The sequence below is a fragment of the Actinomycetospora sp. genome (genome assembly GCF_055612215.1).
In genome coordinates, this window is sequence record NZ_JBVPVA010000352.1 from 1 (window position 1) to 3,490 (window position 3,490).

Genomic DNA, 3,490 nt, shown 5'->3' on the forward strand with positions numbered 1-3,490 from the left:
TGAGGAAGGGCAGCGCGAGCTCGAGGTCGCCGTAGTCGACGTCGGTCCAGATCCCGGAGTTGTCGGGTAGTCCGAGGGCGCGCATCTCGGGGCGGGCCCGCTCGTGGGCCACGATCGCCGCGCCGGCGAACAGGCCGTTGCCGGCGGTGTGGTCGGGGTGGTGGTGGGTGTTGACCAGCGTGCGGACGGGCGCGCGGGTGGTCCCGGCGATGGTGTCGAGGAAGGCGCGGGTGCGGCGCTCGGTGGAGCAGGCGTCGATGGCGGCCACGCCGTCGCGGGCGACGAGGAACCCGGTGTTGTTGATCATCCAGCTGCCGTCGGGCTGGACGTAGGCGAAGACGCCGTCGCTGACCTCCTGCACCTGGGCGTGCAGCGGGGCGTCGGCGTGGTCGACCACGGGCTTGCTCATCGGCTCCTCCTCGGCGTCAGGACCGGCAACAGCGCCGCGACGACGCCGTCGGTGACCCCGTCGCCCTCGTGCGGCAGGGCCGTGGGACCGGAGACCAGCTCCACCCAGGCGGCGTTCTGGCAGGCGCCCGCCACGAGCAGCGCGCACGTGGGCAGGTCGGCGTGCTCGTCGACCCGGCCCGCGTCGCGGTGCGCCACCAGCACGTCGTGCACGAGCTGCCAGGCCTGCTGCGGGCCGGTGCCCTTCTCGCGGTGGGCGGTGGAGTAGCGCTCGAACAGCGGCCGGTCGGCCAGCGCGGAGCCGATCAGCGGGTAGCTGGCCCGGTAGAACTCGCGCAGTGCCTCGGCGACGGCCCGGAGCGCCTCCCCGACGTCGGTCGCCCGGGTGGCCCGGTCGACGACCTCGTACAGCGTGCCGGTCTCGGCGAGGCCGAAGGAGAGCACGGCCGCGAGGAGCCCGCCCTTGTCGCCGAAGATGCGGAAGATGCTGCCCTCGGCGCAGCCGGCCTCCGCGGCGATCTTCTTGGTGGTGACCGCGCTGAAGCCTTCGCTGCGGATCAGCTCCGAGGTCGCCGCCAGGATGCGGGTGCGGATGGTCATCGGCCGCCCTTCGTTGACACCGGCCCGGGTGGCGCTCACCATACGACACATCGGAGTGAGTGCTCACTTCGATTTCGGCGAGGGAGCAGCGATGGATGCTGGCGGTGGCGCGGTGCGGCGCCTCGACGGGGACCGCTACGTGCGGGGACGGATCCGGTATCTCGACGACGAGGTGCCCGACGGGTGTCTGCACCTGGTCTTCGTGCGCAGCGTCCACGCCCACGCCCTGCTCCGCGGGGTCCGGACCGCGGCGGCCCTGGCCGAGCCGGGGGTGCGGGCGGTGCTCGCCGGGGTCGAGGCGGCCGAGCAGATCGGTGACCTGGTGTGCCTGCTGCCCGAGGCCCTGACCGGCGCGGCCGGGCCGCTGATGCTGCCGTGCCTGCCCGTCGACCGGATCCGCTACGCCGGCGAGCCGGTGGCCCTCGTGGTGGCCGACACCGAGGAGGCGGCGCGACGCGGTGCGGCGCAGGTCGTGGTGGACGCCGAGCCGCTGCCGCCGTTGCTCGACGTGGACGCGGCCACCGCGCCGGGCGCCCCGGCCCAGCACCCGGCGCTGCCGGGCAACGTCGTGATGGCGGGTGTGGTCACCGAGGGGGACGCGGCCGCGGCGATGGCGGCGGCCCCGGCGACGGTCGAGGGGGAGGTGGCCCTGGGCCGGGGGAGCGCGGTGCCGTTGGAACCGCGCGGGTGCGTCGCCCGCGTGGACGACGACGGGCGGCTCGTGGTGCGCGCGGCGACCCAGCAGCCGCACGGCCTGCGCGCGGACCTCGCCCGCCAGCTCGGGCTGCCCGAGTCCGACATCCGGGTCGTCGCTCCGCCCCTCGGTGGGGGCTTCGGGTTCAAGTTCCCCGGCCTGCCCGAGGAGCCCCTCACCTGCCTGATGGCCCGGCGGCTGCGCCGCCCGGTGCGCTGGGTCGAGACTCGCGCCGAGGCCCTCCTGGTCGGGGCCCGCGACTACCGCGCCCGCTACCGGGTCGGGTTCGACCCCTCGGGCCGCGTGACGGCGCTGTCGGTCGACCTCGACGCCGACGTCGGCGCGCTGTGCGCCACCCCCGGCCCGATCATGCCCGCGGTCGCCGCGGCCACGTTCCCCAGCGGCTACGACGTCACCGACCTCGAGGTGCGCTGGCGGGCGGTGATGACGACGAAGGGTCCGTGGAACGGCGCCCGCGGGTTCGGCAAGGAGGCCACCTGCCTGGTCACCGAGTCCGCGATGGACCACGTCGCCGCCGCGACCGGTCTCGACCCGGCCGAGGTCCGCCGGCGCAACCTCCTGCGCAGCGATCAGCTCCCGCGTCGTACCTCGACGATGACCATCGACTCCGGGGACTACCACCGCGCCCTCGACATGGTCCTCGACCTCGCCGGGTACGACGACCTGCGCGCGCGCCAGAGCGCCCGGGCGGAGGGGGTGGAACGCCTCGGGATCGGCGTCGGGTTCGAGCTGACCCCGGAGGGCATCGACTACGCCGGCAGCCTGTCGCGCGGGTTCGAGACCGCCACCGTCCGGCTCGACACCTCCGGCCACGCCACCGTCCTGACCGGGGTGACCAGCCCCGGCACCGGCAGCGAGACGGCGATCGCCCAGCTCGTGGCCGGTGCCCTCGGCCTGCCCGTCGACTCGGTCCGGGTGGTGCAGGGCGACACCGACCGCACCCCGTTCGGCTCGGGGAGCTTCTCGAGCCGCGCGGTGATGACCGGCGGCACCGCGGCCTGGTTGGCGGCGCGCGACCTGCGCGCCGGCCTCGACGCCAGCGCCGCCGCGCTGCTGGGCGCCGACGTGGAGGCGATCCGCGCCGCCGACGGCCTCTTCCGGGTCGACGACGACTCCGGGCGCGCCATCCCCGTCGGACCGCTGATCTCCGCGGTGCGGACCCTCGGGTCCGCCCTCCCCGGGGTCGAGGGCCTGCAGCTGGAGAGCACCCGCACCTACGGCCCGCAGAACCTGCAGTCGATCCCCGACCAGAACGGCCGCCTGCAGCAGTACCCGACCTACTCCTACTCGGTGCACGTCGCCGCCGTGCGCGTCGACGTCGAGACCGGGACCGTGACCGTCGAGCGGCTCGCCGCGGTCCACGACTGCGGCACGGTGATCAACCAGGACCTCGTCGACGCGCAGCTGCACGGCGCGGTGGCGATGGGGGTCGGGATCGCCCTCTACGAGGAGGAGGGCTTCGCCCCCGACGGCACGCCCACCAGCTCCGACTTCAAGCGCTACCTGCTGCCCCGCCGCCAGGACGTCCCCCGGCTGGAGAGCGCCCACCTGGTCTCGCCCTCGCCGTTCACCGAGCTGGGCACCAAGGGCGCGGGCGAGGGCGGCGTCGGCGGGTCGGCCGCCGCGATCGCCGGCGCGGTCCGCGACGCCGTCGGCGCCGCCGGCCATCCCGTCCGGACCCCGCTGACCCCGGCCCGTGTCCTCGCCGTCCTCGACGGCGTCTACGATCTCTCCGCCCTCGCCGAGGTGGCACCGTGACCGCACTGA

The 3,490-nt window shown here is 75.2% G+C and carries 3 protein-coding genes; 1 reads left to right on the forward strand and 2 read right to left on the reverse strand.

The window, feature by feature from the left end:
* Nucleotides 1–409 (reverse strand): MBL fold metallo-hydrolase (locus AC0CYZ_RS10065; RefSeq protein ID WP_472214809.1); only part of this gene is annotated, 409 nt, incomplete at its 3' end.
* Nucleotides 406–1,008 carry a TetR/AcrR family transcriptional regulator gene (locus AC0CYZ_RS10070; RefSeq protein ID WP_472214811.1) on the reverse strand — a complete coding sequence of 201 codons (603 nt, stop codon included), beginning with the start codon at nucleotides 1,006–1,008 and terminating at the stop codon, nucleotides 406–408. The genes AC0CYZ_RS10070 and AC0CYZ_RS10065, both read right to left, overlap by 4 nt.
* A 91-nt stretch (nucleotides 1,009–1,099) precedes the next feature.
* Here AC0CYZ_RS10070 and AC0CYZ_RS10075 point away from each other — a divergent pair, with 91 nt between their 5' ends.
* Nucleotides 1,100–3,481 (forward strand): xanthine dehydrogenase family protein molybdopterin-binding subunit, encoded by a 2,382-nt coding sequence (locus tag AC0CYZ_RS10075; RefSeq protein WP_472214813.1) that lies wholly within the window; start codon nucleotides 1,100–1,102, stop codon nucleotides 3,479–3,481.
* The last annotated feature ends 9 nt before the right edge of the window (nucleotides 3,482–3,490 follow it).